General features: G+C 43.9%; 1 protein-coding gene. It reads left to right on the top strand.

Annotated elements, in window-relative coordinates; all coding sequences use genetic code 11:
* Positions 1 to 64 precede the first annotated feature (64 nt).
* The gene (locus HOO90_RS10515; RefSeq protein WP_292842798.1) at positions 65 to 3,970 is read left to right on the top strand and encodes a TonB-dependent receptor; all 3,906 of its coding nucleotides are present in this window, start codon (positions 65 to 67) and stop codon (positions 3,968 to 3,970) included.
* Positions 3,971 to 4,253: the final 283 nt, after the last annotated feature.

The following is a 4,253-nucleotide window of genomic DNA, read 5'->3' as shown; positions in this document are numbered from 1 at the left end:
AAAAGCTGTATCCATTTGCCGTTTACGCATATTTGTTCGCTATTACTAAAAAAGGTTATTAATAATGCAATCTAACAATTTACAACAAACCCCGCATCGCCTAAACCCAATCAAATATTGGGTAGGCGTTAGCTGTTTATTGTTAAGTGCAAACGCCTACGCGCAAACAACCGCTGAAACAAACCAAGCCAAACTAAGCGAAGCTGAAATTGCCCAACTAAAAGCCGACGCCGAATTTGACAAGGTGAATTTCACCGCAGGTGAAAGAGAAGGTGCCCTGGGGTACAAGGTGAATTTCACCGCAGGTGAAAGAGAAGGTGCCTTGGGCGATGCAAAGCTAACTTCGCAAGCACCAGCAAGACGATTAAAAGTTGCTGATGCAACGCCTGCAACAGTCAATAGTAAGATTAACATCTCGCCCGAAGTCATCCGCAAGGCAGAAGCCACCGATGCTAACCCACAAGGTGTCAGTAATGCTGCCAAAGCCAATGCTAAAACACTCAGCAAAGATAAAGGTAGCAATAACCTGCCGATTGATTTGAAGTTAGATGAAATCAAAGTCCGCGCAAAGCGTTATTACGAAGTTGGCCCTATGCCCGGTCTAGGCCTCACCAAAGAAGAAATCCCTGGCAACGTACAAAGCATCACCGCAAAAGAGATTAAAGAGTCTCATTCATTAAGTCTTGCGGATTTAATGAACAGTAAACTGCAATCGGTCAGCGTCAATGATTATCAGGGCAATCCCTTCCAAATGGACGTCAACTACCGTGGCTTTACCGCATCACCACAGCTTGGCACTGCGCAAGGTATTTCTGTGTTCTTAGATGGTATTCGGGTGAATGAACCGTTTGGCGATGTGGTGAACTGGGACATGATTCCCATGAATGCGCTGAGTAGTTTAGATATATTCCCAGGATCTAACCCCATTTTTGGTTTAGGCACCTTGGGAGGTGCGCTCACCATGCGCACCAAAAGTGGCTTTACCGAGCCGGGCCTAGATGCAGAAATACTGGCGGGTTCTTATGGGCGTAAACAGCTCCAAATATCCGCAGGGGGCAATAATGGTGTGATTGCAGGCTTTGCTTCTGGCAACTTCTTTTTAGAAGATGGCTGGCGTGATAACTCGCCCAGCAAAGTCAACCAAGTGTTTGGTAAAGCCGAATGGCGCAATGAAAAAGTCCAACTTGGCTTATCTATGCTCTACGCTGGCAACAAACTTACGGGTAATGGCTTATTACCAGAACAAATGGCGGCAGAGAACCGCAGCCAAGTATATACCTCACCAGACAAAAGCAAGAATGACCTGTTGCAGTTTCAACTCAGCGGTATTTGGGATGTGACGGATACCTTTAACGTGACTGGGCAAATCTATAAACGTAATAGTAAACGTAAATCTAAAACAACGGATGTGAATGAAGATTTCAATGGGTCTGCTAGCCCTGATACTGCTGGAAAACAGGTGCTGTATGGATATTCGGACATTAATAACGATGGCTTACCCGATTACAACACATACGTGGCTAATGTTGCCGCTGATGCCAATGGTTATGCATTAGATCGGGATGGCAACCCCGCTTTCATTAGTGATGGTGCGGGTGGTTTTACTGATAACAGTATTGCCAATGGTGGTACGTTTAATATTAACAATTTAGCCATTGGTACCTCTCCTGGAACAGCCGTTTTAGGAGTAGGGCAAGCGACGCTGCCCCGTAATGATGGTCTATCTGGACCTGATTTGCCAAGGTGGACAGCTGATCCCAGAGCGATTGAGTCGCCAGACTTATTCACCGCGCCAATATCGGCTGGATTAGGGGAGTTTAATAAAACATTACCAGTAGATTTCTTCCAATTTGCATTGGATATTTTTGGAAATCAATCAAAATATGTAAAAGCATCTTCTGGATTCCCATTTTTAGCAGGTGGGGCTTTTGCAGGGACTAACGAGTTTGGCAATCCTACACCTGCTAAATATGCTTTTGGACTATTGGCCGATGCCACGGCCTTTGATATGGATAATGGTTATGTGGACGAGAACGGGTTCTTTAACAGACTAATCGTTCTAGACCCAGTCAATTCAGGCCTTCGTGATCCTAATATCGCTGTAACTGCATGTTCTGGTAGTGCAGTGTTAGGTGTATGTGCATACGATGCAAACGGCTATTTGATTAACCGCGATGGTGCATACTCTGGTGTCGAGGGGGATGATGGATTGGCGCTTGGTGTGGGTGCGGGCGTAATTGAAGGTACCCCTACCGCCTTGATTACCGAAACCGAAATTGACCAAGTTGGCACCGGTGGCGCATTACAACTTAACTGGAACTTAGATAAGCATAAGTTGATGGTGGGTGCCTCGATTGACAAAGCGGATGCCAGCTATATCAGTGGGCAATACCTTGGCTTGCTTGATGCCAAGCGGAGTGGCACTGCTGCCCCGAGTTTATTGGGATATGAGTTTTTTGCGCGCGATGCAGAACATGCCTTGCGTTTGAATGATTTTAGTGGAGATTCCATCACTAAAAGTATCTACGCCAGCGAAACCTGGACTCCAATTAAAGCCCTTAATATTACGGCGGCAGCAAGATTTAACCACACGACTGTAAAAAATAAGCTGAATGTGAATAATCTCTCTAAGTACACTGAGTTGACACTTCAGATGTTGCGCAATGAAATTAATCCGCTGGCATTGTGTCATGGAGTTGATACGGATGGTGACGGCTTGGTGGATGGAACGGAATGCCCGACTGGTATTGATGGCGCATTGGTCCCTTTTGCACCAGAGAATTTTTTTGACCTTGGGAGTGTTGAGTCTACTAGGCCAGAGAAATTTAGCTTCAGATCATTCAATCCAGCATTGGGGGCTACGTGGCAAGCCAGTGAAACTTTAAATGTCTACGCAAACTGGAATCGCGGTGCCAGAACTCCTACAGTAATTGAGTTAGGGTGTGCTTACGACGATACGTTAATACAATTAGCAGGTACTGACCCTCCTATCTACCAAGAGCGTTCACTAGCTGACAGGCGTACATGTAACTTACCCACCACGATGTCGGGCGACCCCTATTTAAAGCAGGTACGTTCTAAAACACTGGAAGTAGGTGCTAGAGGGTTATTAACGTCTAATATTGAGTGGAATACTAGTGTTTACCGGACTGATCTTACCGATGATATTTATTTCGTCAGTATTGCGCCAAGCCGTAGCTTCTTTCAAAACATTGGCGATACTAAGCGCCAAGGGTTAGAGATGGGTTTAAAAGGTAAGTTGGGTAAAGCGAGTTTTGGTTTGAATTACTCCCTGACGGATGCCACCTTTCAGTCAGATTTTCAAATTATCAGCCCTTACAACAGCACGGCCAATAATGTTGATTTAGGCACAGTTAATGCTGTAATAGACGGAAAAGCAGTACAAATCAACAATTTTGGCAAGATTGACATTAAAAAAGGCAATCGCATGCCGGGTATTCCGTTGCATAACCTGAATGCTAATTTCAGTTATGAAGTTACGGATAAATGGATTATAGGACTCAACGCAGTGATGCACTCCAGCGCCTTCGTGCGTGGCAATGAAAATAATAAGCACAAGGCTGGTCCTGCAACACCTCTTCTTAAGCCATGCCTAATTCCCGACCCAGATAACCCTGGAAACAATATCAATGCAGAGTGCTACATTCCTCGTGCCGATTGGGGTGAAGGTAAAACACCGGGCTACACCGTGTTTAACTTTCAAACCAGCTATAAATTAGCACCCGAATGGACATTGGGTATGCAGATTAACAATCTCTTTGATAAAAAATATGCCAGCGCTGGGCGTTTAGGTCTAAATGCATTCTCTCCCGCTACTTATGGAGCCGTAGGCGCTAGCGGCTTTAACTACAACAGTAGCGAGTGGCAAGGCACCAGCTTTTTAGGCTTGGGTGCACCACGCTCTGCTTACTTTACGTTGAGCTATCAGTTTGCTGCGGATAAGAAGTAATGGGAAAAACTCCCATATCAAAATAGGATTTCATCTGGTATTTTTATGACATTGTAAATGTATTGTAATTTTTATGTAAAAAAATGTTGTTTAAATTTATTGAATATAAATGAATAAAAACTAAGTTTTATGGAAAATATTCCAATGAAATAAGTAATTTTGAAGTATTAAGCAAAATGCAAAAACAAATGGGAAGTAAGTTAAAAACAAATTAAATTAAAAAGTGGTGGTTGTATACAACCAGTGGTGGTTGTATACAACCAACTTAAATAAAATCGGTTAA

This window comes from Methylotenera sp. (genome assembly GCF_013141425.1).
Taxonomy (GTDB): domain Bacteria; phylum Pseudomonadota; class Gammaproteobacteria; order Burkholderiales; family Methylophilaceae; genus Methylotenera.
This window is presented reverse-complemented; position numbering and strand designations above follow the sequence as displayed.